General features: G+C 64.6%; 13 protein-coding genes. All 13 read right to left on the bottom strand.

All coding sequences use genetic code 11. From position 1 onward, the window contains the following. Positions 1-3: 3 nt before the first annotated feature. Positions 4-2,046: a Stk1 family PASTA domain-containing Ser/Thr kinase gene (gene pknB, locus H8S45_RS08915; protein ID WP_054326675.1), complete on the bottom strand. Its 2,043-nt coding sequence runs from the start codon at positions 2,044-2,046 to the stop codon at positions 4-6. Between the two features lie 6 nt (positions 2,047-2,052). Next, positions 2,053-2,805, bottom strand: coding sequence for a Stp1/IreP family PP2C-type Ser/Thr phosphatase (locus H8S45_RS08910; protein WP_054326674.1), 753 nt, complete (start codon positions 2,803-2,805; stop codon positions 2,053-2,055). A gap of 125 nt (positions 2,806-2,930) precedes the next feature. Next, positions 2,931-3,977, bottom strand: a complete 1,047-nt coding sequence (gene rlmN / locus H8S45_RS08905; protein WP_054326673.1) for a 23S rRNA (adenine(2503)-C(2))-methyltransferase RlmN — start codon at positions 3,975-3,977, stop codon at positions 2,931-2,933. Continuing rightward, positions 3,974-5,323, bottom strand: a complete 1,350-nt coding sequence (gene rsmB, locus H8S45_RS08900; protein WP_054326672.1) for a 16S rRNA (cytosine(967)-C(5))-methyltransferase RsmB — start codon at positions 5,321-5,323, stop codon at positions 3,974-3,976. Before rsmB ends, rlmN begins: the two co-directional genes overlap by 4 nt. Continuing rightward, positions 5,316-6,023: a zinc metallopeptidase gene (locus H8S45_RS08895; RefSeq protein WP_054326671.1), complete on the bottom strand. Its 708-nt coding sequence runs from the start codon at positions 6,021-6,023 to the stop codon at positions 5,316-5,318. The genes rsmB and H8S45_RS08895 overlap by 8 nt, the downstream gene beginning before the upstream one ends. Before the next feature lie 10 nt (positions 6,024-6,033). Continuing rightward, positions 6,034-6,957: a methionyl-tRNA formyltransferase gene (gene fmt / locus H8S45_RS08890; protein WP_054326670.1), complete on the bottom strand. Its 924-nt coding sequence runs from the start codon at positions 6,955-6,957 to the stop codon at positions 6,034-6,036. Beyond that, a complete protein-coding gene (gene def, locus H8S45_RS08885) occupies positions 6,954-7,460 on the bottom strand; it encodes a peptide deformylase (protein ID WP_054326669.1) in 507 nt (168 codons plus the stop codon). The genes fmt and def overlap by 4 nt, the downstream gene beginning before the upstream one ends. A gap of 6 nt (positions 7,461-7,466) precedes the next feature. Further along, the gene (locus H8S45_RS08880) at positions 7,467-8,069 is read right to left on the bottom strand and encodes a GNAT family N-acetyltransferase (RefSeq protein WP_054326668.1); all 603 of its coding nucleotides are present in this window, start codon (positions 8,067-8,069) and stop codon (positions 7,467-7,469) included. A gap of 25 nt (positions 8,070-8,094) precedes the next feature. After that, complete coding sequence (gene priA, locus H8S45_RS08875; protein WP_243182425.1) at positions 8,095-10,548, bottom strand: replication restart helicase PriA; 2,454 nt, start codon at positions 10,546-10,548, stop codon at positions 8,095-8,097. 69 nt (positions 10,549-10,617) lie between these two features. Next, positions 10,618-11,823 (bottom strand): bifunctional phosphopantothenoylcysteine decarboxylase/phosphopantothenate--cysteine ligase CoaBC, encoded by a 1,206-nt coding sequence (coaBC, locus tag H8S45_RS08870; protein ID WP_054326667.1) that lies wholly within the window; start codon positions 11,821-11,823, stop codon positions 10,618-10,620. 3 nt (positions 11,824-11,826) lie between these two features. Further along, positions 11,827-12,216: a DNA-directed RNA polymerase subunit omega gene (gene rpoZ, locus H8S45_RS08865; protein WP_176564525.1), complete on the bottom strand. Its 390-nt coding sequence runs from the start codon at positions 12,214-12,216 to the stop codon at positions 11,827-11,829. 56 nt (positions 12,217-12,272) lie between these two features. Continuing rightward, complete coding sequence (gene gmk, locus H8S45_RS08860; RefSeq protein ID WP_054326666.1) at positions 12,273-12,833, bottom strand: guanylate kinase; 561 nt, start codon at positions 12,831-12,833, stop codon at positions 12,273-12,275. Further along, positions 12,826-13,089, bottom strand: a complete 264-nt coding sequence (remA, locus tag H8S45_RS08855; RefSeq protein ID WP_082396900.1) for an extracellular matrix/biofilm regulator RemA — start codon at positions 13,087-13,089, stop codon at positions 12,826-12,828. Before remA ends, gmk begins: the two co-directional genes overlap by 8 nt. Between the last annotated feature and the right edge of the window lie 14 nt (positions 13,090-13,103).

Raw genomic sequence — 13,103 nt, 5'->3', positions numbered from 1 at the left:
TTGTCAACTGAACGTGTAGGTGGAGGTCGATGCGTTTCCGTCAACGCTGACCGTGACCTCATGCTGTCCCGGCGTGCCTTTCACGCGGACGGTCACGCTGCCCGAATCGGTCGCATGCGTCTGGTCGTACTGCACCATACCGTCCACCGAAATGACCACATGCGCCATATCCGTGTTGTCCGGCAGCGCGACCGAAACGCTCGCGTAGCCGACCTGCGGCTCCTGCGGCTCGGGCTCGCTTCCGTTGTCCGTTTCGCCGCTGTCCGGATTATCGTCCGGCTTATCCGGCTCCCCCTCGGGCGTCTGCGTCCTGCCCTTGGAGATCTGGATGTTGACCACGGTACCCTCGCTGACCGTGGAATCCTTTTCCACGGACTGCCAGATGACCGTGCCGGCCGCGGCATCGCTCTCAACCGGACTGACCGAGCCGAGCGCGAGACCCTTTTCCTCCAGCGCCTTCTGCGCCGCGCTCTGCGTCATGCCGAACAGGTTGGGTACCTGCGTCTCCTTTTCTTCCTTGCCGGTGCTGATATAGACGGTCAGCGTCGCGCCCCGCGCAAGCTCCTTCCCTGCGGCAGGGTCGGTTCGCGTGACCTTTCCCTTTTCCACTTCGTCCGACGGCTCCTCGGCGGTCTTGAGCGTGATATCCTCCTCCGCCAGCGCGGCCTGCACATATTCGAGCGTTTTATCCTTGAAATCGACGATCTTATAGGTGTTCTGCACATTATCGCCGCCCGCGGATACGGTAACGGTAATGATCGTACCCTTGACCGCGCTTTCGCCCGTACCCGGGTCCTGTTCCAGCACCTCGCCCACCGGCCGGTTGGATGCAACGCGCTTGTCCGCTTCCTTAATCGTGAAGTTTCCGGTCACTTCGGTATCCGCCAGGATCTCCTCGATATCACGGCCCACAAGCGCCGGAACGCTGATCTTCTGCTCCCCGTTGCCGCCCGTGAACAGCAGGATGCCCGTCACCAGCAGCGCGATCACCGCAAACACAGCCACCGCGATGCCCGCGGCCAGCCCCGGCCGCTCCGCCAAGCGTTCGAAAAAGCCTTCCGGCTCCGGCTCGGGCGCCGGTGCGCGGCGATCCCGACCGCCTGTCCGATCGCGCTCAGGCGATACCGGCGTGCGGCGCGCCGCCTGCTGCACCTCGCGGCCCAGCACCTGCGTTTCGCCCGCCTCGTCCGGCACGCAGCTGTAATGGAACTGCGCGTTCGCATCGTCTTTCAGTCGGTCCAGGTCGGCCAGAAGCTCTTCGGCCGACGTATAGCGCCTGCTGATATTCGCGCACATCGCGTGCATCACGACTTCGTCCAGCCCCTTGGGAACGTCGGGCTGCCGCTCGCTCGGCGCAAGCGGCACCGCGTTCAGGTGCTGCATAACGACCTGCAGCGCGGTTTCGCCCTCAAACGGCAGCTTGCCCGTCAGCATTTCGTACATCACGACGCCGAGCGAGTAGATATCCGTCCGGTAATCGATCTTGGAACCCTTAGCCTGTTCGGGCGAGATATAATGCACCGAGCCGATGGCCTCCTGCACGACGCGGGTCTCCTGTGTTGTAGCAAAGGAGGCAATGCCGAAGTCGGTCAGCTTGGCGGTGCCGTCCCGCAGGATAATAACGTTCTGCGGCTTGATATCCTGATGGATGATGCCGCGGGAATGGGCGTGTACCAGCGCGCGGCAGATCTGCTGCGCGAAAAACAACGCCTCCTGCCAAGGCAGATGCCCTTTTTTCTGCAGGTATTCCTTGAGCGTGACGCCCTCCATCAGCTCCATGACGATATAATCCGTGCCGTTGTCGCTGCCGACATCATAAACCGACACAATATTGTGGTGCGACAGCTTGGCGACCGCCTGCGACTCGATGGAAAAGCGCTTGCGGATATCCGGATCCCTGGCATATTCGTCCTTGAGGATCTTGACCGCCACATAGCGGTTGAGCACATGGCAGCGCGCGCGGTAGACGACCGCCATTCCGCCCACGCCGACCACGTCGATGATTTCGTACCGGCCGCCGAGCAGTTTGCCGATGTATTTATCCATATGCGGTCACGCCTCCTCTCCCGCGCCGCGGGTGAACAGCGCAACGGTGATATTGTCGCGGCCGCCGCCTTCCAGCGCAAGGGTCAGCAGCGCGTCGCCCGCCAGCGCGAGCGTTTTCGCGCTGCGGATGGTCTGCGCGATCTGCGCGTCCTCTGCCATGCCGCTCAGCCCGTCCGAGCAAAGCAGCAGAACCTCGTCCTCCTTCAAGCGCACCTCGAACAGGTCGCCCTCAACGTCCGGTTCCACGCCGACCGCGCGGGTGATCAGGTTCTTCTGCGGATGGGTGCGCGCATCCGCCTCGGTGATACGGCCCTGGCGGCGCATCTCCTCCACATAGGAATGGTCCTCGGTGATCTGGCGCAGCCGTTCCCCGTCGAACAGGTAAGCGCGGCTGTCCCCCACGTTGAGGATAGTCGCCTGCTCCCCTTTGACGAGCGCCGCGACCAGCGTCGTACCCATGCCGCGGAATTCGGGCTGCCGCCCCGCCAGGGCGAACACCGTGCCGTTTGCGGCGTCGAGCGCCGCGGTCAACGCCTGCTGGCGCGTTTTTTCCCCCAGCTCACCATCCAACTGGGGCCGCACCTCCTCCACGAACACCTGCGCGGCAAAGCGGCTCGCCACGTTGCCAGCGTTCGCGCCGCCCATACCGTCGCACACCACAAGCAGCGCGGACTCGCTCGGCTCGCGCACCTCGATCTGGTAAATATCCTGGTTGGTCGGACGCACGCGCCCCTTATCGGTCAAGCCGAACCATTCCACAACAGAACACCTCCTGCGTCTTGACAGGGAGCCGCAGCCCCCGTTTACAGGGGATGCGCACGCTCCTCATCCGCATCCCCGATCCCCGCGCCCCCGCACGGGACGCGCTTTTGCGGGCAAACCGTTTATTCTGCGCCGTCCGCCGCTGTCCGGCCAAGCTCCCTGCGCCGGAGCTGGCCGCAGGCCGCGTCGATATCCGGACCGAGCCGCCTCCTCACGGTCGCGGTCACGCCGCGGTTTTCCAGCGCCTGCTGAAAGCGGCGCACGACCTCCGGCCGCGAAGGCCGCAGCGGGCTTTCGGCCACCTCGTTAAGCGGGATCAGGTTGACATGCGCCGGCCGGCCGCGCAGCAGCTTTGCCAGCTTTTCGGCCTGCCAGATGCGGTCGGTCATATCCCGCGCCATCATGTACTCATAGGAAATACGGCGGCCGGTGGTATCGAAATAATACCGGCACGCGCGCATGAGCCGCTCGACCGGATACGCCTCGTTCACCGGCATAATGGAGGAGCGCGTCTCGTCGTCCGGCGCGTGCAGCGACACGGACAGGGTGATCTGCAGCTTCTCCCCTGCTAACCTCTCTATTTTATCAGCAATTCCGCTGGTTGACAAGGAGATATGCCGCTGTCCAATATTTACCCCCTCCGGACAGCTCACCAAATGCAGGAACCTGAGCACATTGTCGTAATTGTCCAGCGGCTCACCCGTACCCATAAGCACGATGTTGGATACCGCTTCGCCGCTGTCCTTCTGCATGAACAGAATCTCGTCCAGGATCTCGCCCGCGGACAGGTGGCGCTTAAGCCCATTCAGTCCGGACGCGCAGAACCGGCACCCCATGCGGCACCCGACCTGCGTGGAAACGCACACGGACACGCCGTGCTCATAGTGCATGAGCACGGACTCCACGCAGTCCCCGTCCCGCAGGCGCCACAGGTATTTGACCGTGCCGTCCACCTGGCTGACCTGCCTGCGCACGACCTGCGGCACGGTCAACACGAAACGCTCGGCCAGCCGCGCGCGCAGGTCCTTGGACAGGTTGGACATCTCTTCAAAGGACTCTACCCCCTGGTGGAGCCATTTGAAGATCTGTCCCGCGCGGAAGGGCTTCTCGCCCATGTCCGCCAGCGCGTTTTTCAGCTCTTCGATTGTCAGGGATTTGATTTCTGTCATGCGTTTCTCCTCAGCTTGGCAATGAAAAAGCCGTCGGTATCATGTACGGGCGGCAGCAAAGTCGCCATCCCGTCCTTCCGCGCGCCGCACACCGGATGCGCCCACGGAACAGCGGCGAAATCCGCGTTGTGCTCCAAAAAGGCGCGCACCACGTCCTCGTTTTCGCGCCGCAGGATCGTGCAGGTGGAATAGACTAGCGTGCCGCCCGGCCGCACATACCGCGCGCAGTTCTGTAAAATCGCCGCCTGCAAAGCGGGAAGCTCCTCCAGTCCAGCCGGATCCTTATAGCGGATCTCGGGCTTTTTGCGGATGATGCCGAAACCGGAGCACGGCACGTCGCACAGCACCACATCCGCCGTGCCGACCCAGTCCGCGCGCGGCGCGGCGGCGTCCTGCAGGGTGGTGCGGATGTTCGGCAGTCCGAGCCGCGCCGCACCCGCCCGGATGCGCTTGAGCTTATGTTCATAAATATCGCAGGATATGACGCTGCCCTTACCCCACATGCGTTCGGCCATGACAAAGCTTTTGCCGCCCGGCGCGGCGCAGCAGTCGAGTACGGCGTCCCCCGGCTGGGGATCGGCCACCGCGGCCGCTAACGCGCTCGCCGCGTCCTGTACGGTGATACGCCCCTCGGCGAACGCGGGCAGCGCGGCCGCATCCCCGCCGGTACACAGCAGGATCTCCGGAAAGTCGCGGTGCGGCGTAACCGTCAGCCCCGCCGCTTCCAGCTCGCGGCGGGCTGCCCCTGGCGTGGTTTTCATCGTGTTGACACGTACGGAAACCGGCGTGTCCGCGTTGTCCGCACGGCAGAGCGCCTCGGCTGTCTTCAGGCCGAACTGCGCCGACCACAGCCGTACCAGCCATTCAGGATGGCTGTACCGCAGCGCGTAATAGCTCTCCTTATCCGGACAGTCGGGCGCCGGCAGCGCGCCGGCTTCCGCGACCTGCGCCGCACGGCGCAGCACCGCGTTGACAAACGACGTCGTGCGTTCGTTCGCACGGCAGTACCGCCGCACCAGCGCGACCGTTTCGGATACCGCCGCGTGCGCGGGGATCTTGTCCAACAGGATGAGCTGGTACAGACCCATGCGCAGGCAGGCCAGCACGCGCGGCGCGATCTTTTTCAGCCGCACGCTGGAAAACTGCCGCAGGTACCAGTCGAGCAGCAGCTCGTTCTGCACCGTGCCGTAGGTGAGCCGCGCGGCCAGCGCCGCGTCTCGGCCGGCCAGCCCCGCGCGGGCGAGGTAGTGGTGCAGCGCCCCGTCCGACCACGCGCCCTCCTCCTGCATGGAAAACAGGGAAAATGCTGCAGCCTCGCGCGGGGTGCGCGGACGCTTATCAATCATGGCGGTTCCGTCCCCCGAAAATCAGCAGCAGGCGCAACAGCTGCGCGAACGATACGGCGAGCGCCGCGAAATAGGTCATTGCGGCGGCGGTCAGCGTCTTCTTTGCCATCGGATACTCGTCCTCGGTCAGCAAGCCGCCCTGCTCGATCGCAGCGAGCGCGCGGTTGGACGCGTTGACCTCAACCGGCAGGGTCACCAGCTGGAACACGGTCGACAGCGCGAACGCCCAGATGCCGAGGTCGATCAGAATGCCCGAATTCATAAACAGCCCCAGAATAATCAGCGGGAACGCGGCCATTGAGCCGAACTGCGTCACTGGAATAATGGCCGCGCGCAGACGGATGGGGAAATATCCGACCGCGTACTGCACCGCATGCCCTGCCTCGTGCGCGGCCACGCCGACCGACGCGACCGAGGTGGAGGAATACACCGCGTTCGACAGACGGATGGTGTTGGTGCGCGGGTCAAAATGGTCGGTCAGCTTGCCCGCCACCCATTCGACGCGCACGCCGGTCACGCCGTTCTGGCGTAGCACAGCCTCGGCCGCCTGCGCGCCGGTCAAGCCGCGGCGGTTAAGCACCTGCGAATACCGGTTAAACGTGCTCTTTACCCTGGCCTGCGCCCAGAATGCCAGGATGATGCAGGGTACGACCAGCACGATATAATACATATCAATCCCGTAAAAACCATAATAAGGCATAGCTACTCCTTTATCTGCCTAAAAAGTTTCCCTTCTCCACCGCATGACCGCGCAGGAAATCCGCGCATCCCATGCGTTTGCCGCCAACGGGCTGGATCTCGGTCAGCCGGAGCGCGCCCTCGCCACACGCAACGGTGAGGCCCTTTTTCGGGTCGCTTTCCAGCACCTCGCCCGGCCGGCCGTGTCCGGAAACCGGCTCGGCGGCGTATACCTTGAGCCGCGCGCCCGCGAGCGTGGTCAGCGCGACCGGCCAGGGGTTGAGCCCGCGGATCAGGCAGTCCACGGCGCGCGCGGGCTTGGTCCAGTCGATCACCGCCATCTGCTTATCCAGCATATGCGCATAGCAGCTTCGGCTGTCGTCCTGCGGGACGGGTGTGATACGGTCCAGCCGCTCCAGCGTCTCGATCAGCAGCGCCGCGCCCGCCTGTGCCAGCCGGTCGAACAGCTCGCCCGCGGTCTCCCGCGCGCCGATCGGTGTCTCATAGGTCAGCAGCATACCGCCGGTATCCAGCCCCTCGGCCATCTGCATGGTGGTCACACCGGCCTTTTCGTCGCCCGCGATGACCGACCACTGGATAGGCGCCGCACCGCGCCAGCGCGGCAGCAGCGAGCCGTGTACGTTGATGCACCCGCGCGGCGGGATGTCCAGCACTGCCCGCGGCAGCAGCTTGCCGTACGCCACCACGATGACCGCCTCCGGCGCGAGCGCGCGCAGCCGTTCCTGCTCGTCCTCGTTTTTCAGCGTCGCGGGCTGGCAGACCGGAATGCCGCGCGCGAGCGCCAGCTCCTTGACCGGCGGCGCGGTCAGTACCTGCCTGCGGCCCTGCGGCTTATCCGGCTGGGTATACACCGCGCACACCTCATGCCCCGCGTCGAGCAATGCACGCAGGCTCGGCACGGCGAAATCCGGCGTGCCCATAAACACAAGCCTCATTCCGGCTCGCCCTCTTCCCCGTCTTCGCGCTGCAGCTCCTCGATGTCCACATACTCCTCCACCTTTTCGGTGAACAGATGTCCGTCCAGATGCTCGGTCTCATGGCAGAAGCACTGGGCAACGATGCCCTCGCCCTCGCGCTCGAACCAGTTGCCGTCGCGGTCCTGCGCGCGGATCCTGGCCCAGGTTGGGCGGGTGACGTAGCCGTACACGCCCGGCACGGACAGGCAGCCCTCCACGATGCGCTGCTCGCCGCTCTGCTCAACCACCTCGGGGTTGACCAGCTCGACCATCTCTTCCGGCTCCTGGTTCACGTCCAGCAGCACGACCACGCGGCGCAGCACGCCGACCTGCGGCGCAGCCAGCCCCACGCCGCCCGAATTCTCGAGCGTTTCGCGCATATCGTCGATCAGGGTATGCAGGCGCGCGTCGAACTTTTCCACCTTGCGGCTGCGCTTCAAAAGCTGCTCGTCGCCCTGCGTCAGAATTTTACGAAGTGCCATAGCGTTTCATTCCTCCATATTCAGCATTTCCGTGTAGCGTTGCAAACATTCCTGTATCTTCTTTTCGTCCAGCAACGGGAAAGCGATCACCGGTTCGGGCGCGCCCGCGCCGCCGAGACGCTTTTCAAACCAGCCGACATCATGCCATGTGCCAGCCTTCCAGCCCGACGCGCGCCATATCCCCGCGTCCACAAAGCCAAGCTTTCTGTGCAGCCGCTCGCTTTTTTCATTCGGCAGCGTGACGCAGCCGTACAGGCCGCGCAAATGCTGCAGCCCAAGCAGCTCGATCAGGCAGCGGTACAGCATAGTACCCAGCCCTTTCCCCTGCATCCCGCGCGCCAGATATACGGACAGTTCGGCGGCCCAGTCGTATGCCGCCCGCTCGCGCAGGCGGTGCGCATAGGCATAGCCCGCGATTTCCCCCGCCCGCTCGCACACCAGATAGGGGTACCAGGCGGATATCTCCCGTACCCGCGCGGCGAATTCCTCCGCCGTGGGTACGTCATATTCAAAGGTTACGGCCGTATCCGTGATGTACGGCGTGTAAATATCCAGCAGCGCGGCCGCGTCCTGTGGCGCTGACAGCCGGATGGTCCATTGTTGTTCCATAATCGTTTCTCTCCTGCGCGGCGTGCTACAAGTCCGGATTTTCATCCGCAAACACGGTCACGCCGCGGTTTTTGCTGTCAAGCAGGAATTCGCGCAGCACGCCCGCGATCAGCGAGCGCCACCGCGCGGTGTTCCTCGCGCGCATGGTCAGGTGATAGCGGTAGCGCCCCATCACCCGCACCACCTGCGCCGCCGCCGGCCCCAGCACCGGTGCCTTTACATCTGCGTACTGCCCTTCCATCAGGCTTTGCAGGCGGGCCTTGAGGGCGAGCAGGCTTTTCAACACCTGCTGCTCGACCTCACCCGCCGCGGTCAGCACGGTCAGGTCGCATACCGGCGGACACCGCAGCGCCTGGCGGGTTTCCAGCTCGCGCTCGAAAAACGCCTCATAATCCTGCCGCGCTGCAGCCAGGATGACCGGATGCGTGGGGCTGTAAGTCTGAATGACCGCCTTTCCGGTATCGAACCGCCGTCCCGCGCGCCCCACCACCTGCGTGATGAGCGAAAACGTGCGCTCACGCGCGCGGTAATCCTGCGCATACAGGCTCTGGTCCGCGTCCAGCACGCCGACCAGCGTGACGTTTTCAAAATCCAGCCCCTTGGTCACCATCTGGGTGCCGAGCAGGATATCCGCCTCGCCCTTGGCGAACTGCGCAAGCAGCTTTTCATGTGCGCCCTTGGTGTGCATGGTGTCCGCGTCCATACGCAGCACGCGCGCGGCTGGGAATTTCTCATGCAGCTCCTGCTCAACTTTCTGCGTGCCGGGCGTTTCGGTAAACAGGCTTTCCCCGCCGCAGGCCGGACACCTTCCGGTGATCCTGACCGACGCCCCGCAGTAATGACACATCGCCCGTCCGGAGGCCGAATGATAGGTCATGCTGGTTGAACAGGACGGGCATTCCGGAACCCAGCCGCAGATCGCGCAGCCGATCACGCGGCTGTTGCCGCGCCGGTTGAGGAACAGGATCGCCTGCTTTCCCCGCCCGAGCGCGCCGATCAGCTCGCTTTCCAACTGCGGACCGATCACGCCCCCCCGTCCCTCTCGGGCCAGGCCGCGCATATCGGCGATCAGCACATCCGGCAGCCCCGCGCCGAGGAACCGCTCGCTGAGTGTAAACACCGGATATTTCCCCTGCTGGGAGCCGTAATAGGTCTCGACCGACGGGGTCGCGGAGCCGAATACGAGCAGCGCGTTCTCCTGCGCGGCGCGGTACTTGGCTACGTCCCGCGCGTGGTAGCGCGGGGACTGCTCGGACCGGTACGCCCCGTCCTGCTCCTCGTCGATAATCAGGATGCCGAGGTCTTTCACCGGCGCGAACACCGCCGACCGCGTGCCGATCACCACGCGCGCGCGGCCGGACTGTATCTTTTTGAAGCTGTCGTACCGCTCTCCGACCGAAAGCGCGGAATGCAGCACCGCAACCTCATCCCCGAACTGAGCCGCAAACTGGCGCAATACCTGCGGCGTCAGCCCGATTTCAGGCACCAGCACGATCGCGCCGCGTCCCTGCCCCAGCGCTCTGGCAATCAGCTTCAGGTAAACCTGCGTCTTGCCGCTCCCCGTTACGCCGAACAGCAGCGCGGCGCGCGGCGTCCTTTCGTCCAGAAGCGCGGCAAGCCCGTCGAACGCCTGCTGCTGCTGCGTGCTTAGCACCGGCGGCGCGGCTTTCGGCACCTCGGAAAAATCCGGCGCGCGCAGCCGCTCCTCGTGCCGCATACGCAGCAGCCCTTTTTTGACCATATCGCGCAGCGCGGCGTCGGATACGCCCGTCATGTAGCAAAGCTCTTTCCAGCTCATCCAGCCGCCATCCGCAAGGATGGACACCACATCCAGCCGCGCGGGGCTACGCCGGCCGATCCGAGCCGCCGCAGCGCCGGCCTCCACGTCCAGGGAAAGCATCCGTTCGGTCTTATCGCCCGACCGCTGGGCGGTATTGCTGCGATAGGTCAGCACGCCCTCGCCTGCCAGCGCGTCCAGCACACGGGTCATGCTTCTGCCGCCCAGCCGCTGCCGGATATCCGAGGCCGCAAGCGTCTGCCCCGGCCGGTCGAACAGCGCGAGCACCGCGCCCGCCTCGCCTTCGCGCGCCCGCAGCGCGGCGAGGTCGGCATCCGGCGCAAGCGTGTAGGTTTCGTTCCGCTTGAACCACAGCCCGGCGGGCAGCATGACGCGCACACAGTCGAAATAGGTGCAGTACAGCCGCTCACGCATCCACGCGGCCAGCTTGAGCTGCCGCGCGTCCAGCACCGGCGCGTCGTCCAGCACCTCCACCACGGGCTTGAGCGGATGCCCGCCGTCGTCCTTCCGGAACGCGAGTACGACCGCTTCCGCCCGTTTATTGCCAAAGCCGAACGGCACGAGAACACGGGTGCCAATCCGCACCTGTTCCCGCAGCTCGTCCGGCACACGGTAGGAATATAGCTTGTCGATCGCATAGGTCGCCGCATCCACGGCGACCGCGCAGATTTTTTCCGCCAATGGATACGCCTCCTTATGCGCCTGATATCCGCCATGCGGGGACACGCATCCCATCCCCGCGGCGGGCGGTCACGCCCGCGCCTGCCGCATCGCGAGCAGCCGGTCCAAAATCACGTCCGCGAGCGCTTCCTTGCTCATCAGAGGCGGGGTCTCGCGCCGCCCATCCGCAAACAGGAGCGTCGCGACGTTGGTATCCGTGCCGAAGCCCGCGCCCGCGTCGCGCAGGGAGTTGGCCACCAACATATCGCAGTTTTTCCGCCGCAGCTTCTCCGCGGCGTTCTCCAACAGGCTCTGGGTTTCCATCGCGAAGCCGCAGAGCAACTGCCCGGGGCGCTTTTTACGCCCCAGCTCGGCCAGGATGTCCGGATTGCGCGCCAGCGCGAGCGTCAGCTCCCCCTCGCCCTTCTTGAGCTTTTCCGCCGCGGTCTCCGCGGGGCGGTAATCCCCCACCGCGGCCGCCTTGACGATCATATCCTGCTCCGCCGCGCGGGATACGACCGCGTCGTACATTTCGCACGCTGAAACCACATCCACCCGCTGAACGCCCGCCGGCGTGTCAAGCGCGGTCGGTCCGGAAACCAGCGTTGTCTCCGCGCCGCGCAGCGCCGCGCGCGCCGCTACCGCGTAGCCCATCTTGCCTGTGGAGTGGTTGGACAGGAAACGGACCGGATCCATCGCCTCCTGCGTCGGTCCAGCGGTGACCAGCACGCGCCGCCCCGCGAGATCCTGCGGGGTGAGCGCTTTTTCAATGCCCCAGAGCAGCGCGGGCGTGTCCGGCAGCTTGCCGCGGCCGGTGTCGCCACAGGCGAGATGGCCCGCCGCCGGATCGATGATATGGAAGCCCCGTTCGCGCAGCGTCCGCAGGTTCTGCTGCGTGACCGGATTATCGTACATGCCCGTATTCATTGCGGGCGCTACCACGACCGGCGCGCGGGTCGCCAGAAGCGTCGTCGTCACCATATCATCCGCGATGCCGTGCGCGGCCTTGGCAATGACGTTTGCGGTCGCGGGCGCGATCACAAACACATCCGCCGCCTTGGCCAGCGAGATATGCTCGACCTCCCACGCGAAGCTGCGATCGAACGTATCCACGACCGTCCGGTAGCCGGACAGGGTTTCAAACGTCATGGGAGCGATAAACTGCGTGGCCGACTCGGTCATCAGCACGCGCACCTGCGCGCCGGCCTGCCGCAGCTTGCTGGTCAGGTCGGCGGCCTTATACGCCGCGATGCCGCCGGTCACGCACAGAACTACGGTCTTTCCGCTCACGCGCATGGCTTACCGGTCCTCTTCCGGTACGTCGCCGTCGTCCAGCTCATGGTCGTCGAACTCGTCGAGGCGGCGGTCATCCTCCTCCTCGTCCTCCTCACGCTCGGCGCCTTCCTCGTCCTCGTCTTCGTCCAGATCGATCGAATCGTCCACATCCACCATCGCAGCCGCGATCGCGTTGTTCTTGACGATGACCGGCGCAGTGCGCGGTCCTGGGCGGTACACTACTTCCCCTGCGGCGATCTCGTCCAGCGCCAGCTTGACCGCCTTATCGGAAAGCTGCTCGCCCGTTTCCTCTGCCTGGTCAGCGATATCGCGAGCGCGCTGCGCCGCGAGGTTGACCAGCAGATAGCGGTTGCCCACACGTTTCATCAATTCCTGCATCGAAGGTTTCAGCATTGTAATCCATTCTCCTTATATTACCCTTTGTATTATTTATGCTCATGATCTGCGCGTTATGTACGCCGCGCCGCCAGAATGCCCTGCAGCTCGCGCACCGCGCGGTCGATCTCGTCATTGACGACGACATAATCGAACCTGTCCCTGCTTTTCAGTTCCTCTTTCGCGGTTTCCAGGCGCTTTCGCACCTTTTCCTCGTCCTCTGTGCCGCGTCCGCGCAGCCGCGCGGCCAGCTCCTCGAACGACGGGGGCGCGATAAACACCATCACCGCGTCCGGACGCTTCTGATGCACCTGCATCGCGCCCTGCACCTCGATCTCCAGAATCACATCGTACCCCTCGGCCAGCTTTTCGTTGACCGGCGCTTCGAGTGTGCCGTAATAATTATCCACATATCGGGCGTGCTCCAGAAAAGCGTTCTGCGCTATCTTCCGCTCAAAATCCGCGCGGGTCAGGAAGTAGTACTGCACCCCGTCCGTTTCGCCCGAGCGCGGCGCGCGCGTGGTCGCGGAGATCGAATAAAACAGGCGGTCATCCTCGGCCATCAGACGGGAAAGCAGCGTACCCTTTCCCGCTCCGGAAGGGCCGGTAAACACATACAGAGTACCCTTATTCATCCTCGCTCCCCCCTTCCTCGCTGTCGCCCGCGAAGCGCGCGGCAACGGTTTCCGGCTGCAGGGCGGACAGGACCACATGGTCGCTGTCCATAATGAGCACGGCGCGGGTCCGGCGGCCGTAGGTGCCGTCGATCACCATGCCGCGGTCGCGCGCCTCCTGTATAGTGCGCTTGACCGGCGCGGACTCCGGACTGACGATCGCGATCAGCCGCGAAGAGGCGACCATATTTCCAAAACCGATATTGATGAGCTTCACCCGCGCTGCCCCCT

This window comes from Agathobaculum faecis, from assembly GCF_014287995.1.
GTDB lineage: Bacteria > Bacillota > Clostridia > Oscillospirales > Butyricicoccaceae > Agathobaculum > Agathobaculum ammoniilyticum.
This window is presented reverse-complemented; position numbering and strand designations above follow the sequence as displayed.

Coding starts and splice junctions, on each gene's coding strand:
- fmt (WP_054326670.1), bottom strand. CDS start 6,957: ATGAGGCTTGTGTTTATGGGCACGCCGGATTTCGCCGTGCCGAGCCTG.
- pknB (WP_054326675.1), bottom strand. CDS start 2,046: ATGGATAAATACATCGGCAAACTGCTCGGCGGCCGGTACGAAATCATC.
- rlmN (WP_054326673.1), bottom strand. CDS start 3,977: ATGACAGAAATCAAATCCCTGACAATCGAAGAGCTGAAAAACGCGCTG.
- def (WP_054326669.1), bottom strand. CDS start 7,460: ATGGCACTTCGTAAAATTCTGACGCAGGGCGACGAGCAGCTTTTGAAG.
- H8S45_RS08880 (WP_054326668.1), bottom strand. CDS start 8,069: ATGGAACAACAATGGACCATCCGGCTGTCAGCGCCACAGGACGCGGCC.
- gmk (WP_054326666.1), bottom strand. CDS start 12,833: ATGAATAAGGGTACTCTGTATGTGTTTACCGGCCCTTCCGGAGCGGGA.
- H8S45_RS08895 (WP_054326671.1), bottom strand. CDS start 6,023: ATGCCTTATTATGGTTTTTACGGGATTGATATGTATTATATCGTGCTG.
- rpoZ (WP_176564525.1), bottom strand. CDS start 12,216: ATGCTGAAACCTTCGATGCAGGAATTGATGAAACGTGTGGGCAACCGC.
- rsmB (WP_054326672.1), bottom strand. CDS start 5,323: ATGATTGATAAGCGTCCGCGCACCCCGCGCGAGGCTGCAGCATTTTCC.
- coaBC (WP_054326667.1), bottom strand. CDS start 11,823: ATGCGCGTGAGCGGAAAGACCGTAGTTCTGTGCGTGACCGGCGGCATC.